Annotated in this window: 1 protein-coding gene and 1 pseudogene; both read left to right on the plus strand. The window is 65.2% G+C overall.

All coding sequences use genetic code 11. From position 1 onward, the window contains the following. Window positions 1-200, plus strand: a pseudogene (locus PGX04_RS31655) (ABC transporter permease); the annotation flags it as partial. Between the two features lie 124 nt (window positions 201-324). Further along, a partial coding sequence (locus PGX04_RS31660) for a sugar phosphate nucleotidyltransferase (RefSeq protein ID WP_273742103.1) occupies window positions 325-1,358 on the plus strand: 1,034 nt, incomplete at its 3' end.

Raw genomic sequence — 1,358 nt, forward strand, 5'->3', positions numbered from 1 at the left:
GCCTCCTCGCGACGCCGGTCTGTGCGCTCGGTCTGAATCAGGTGGCAGTCCGGGTCGTCGGATTCGAAACCCTGCTGCGAACGCCGCCGAGTATCTACGCGGCCGGGCTCGCGATCGCGATCGGCATCGGGACCCTCGGTGCCCTGGTCGCCGGCTGGCGGGCGGCGCGGTACGCTCGCGTCGACGTTCTCACCGTCTGACAGTCCTGTTGACTGTGAGAGCGTTTCTGTCGAATAGTCGAATGCCGAGATGAGAACACGCGTCAGCAATAAACGGAATCCCCGGCCACAAGAGACATAATGGTTCATTACTATCACTGTCGACATGCCTATCCGTTCTGCAGTGGTCCTCGCGGCGGGGGAGGGGGCCCGGTTGCGCCCGCTGACGGAACATCGGCCGAAGCCGATGCTTCCCGCAGCGACCAAGCCAATTCTCGAGCACGTCTTCGATGCCCTCGTCGATGCCGGTATCACGGAGATCACAGTTGTCGTCGGCTACGGCCGGACGCACGTGCAATCGCACTTCGGATCGACGTATCGCGACGCATCGATCGACTATGTCGTGCAAGACAAGCAACTCGGAAGCGGCCACGCCCTCCTGGAAACCGGATCCATCGTTTCGGGGCCACAGCTCGTCCTCAACGGTGACCAACTCGTCGAGCGCGGGATCATCGAGGACGTCCGCGAGGCACATGATGGCGAGGCCGTCGCGACGGTCGGCCTCGTCCGGGACGCGGACGTCGCCAACTACGGCGGCGTGATCCTCGTAGACGACGGCCGTATCGCGGAGATCGTCGAACGGCCCCGTGACGACCGGAATTACTACCTCAACGCGGGCGTCTACGCGTTCGAGCCAGAGCTATTCGAGTACCTCCGCGGCCCGGAGCCGCAGTTCAACGAGTACTCGCTCGTCGACGGCATCGCGAACGCGATCGACGCCAACGAAACCGTCCGCGGTGTCAGCTCCGACGGGTTCTGGATCGACGCGACGTATCCGTGGGACTTGCTCGAGGTGACGGAGACGCTCCTCGAGAGCGCGGACGGCGTCGAAAGTACCGTCTCACCCGACGCCCGGATCCACGACTCCGCGACGGTCGTCGAACCGGTCGTAATTTCGGCGGACTGCGTCGTCGGTCCGGGGAGCGTCGTCGGGCCGAACGTCGCCCTCGGCGAGAACGCGACGGTGGGTGCGAACGCCGTCGTCGACAACAGCGTCGTCGATGTCGACGCGCGAATCGGGTCGAACGCGACGCTGATCGATTGCGTTACCGGCCGCCGCGTCCGGATCGGTGCCGGCTCGACCGTCGACGGTGGACCCGGCGACGTCCGGGTCGGTGATCGCGTCCACGAGAACGAGCG

The organism is Natrinema soli (assembly GCF_028618695.1).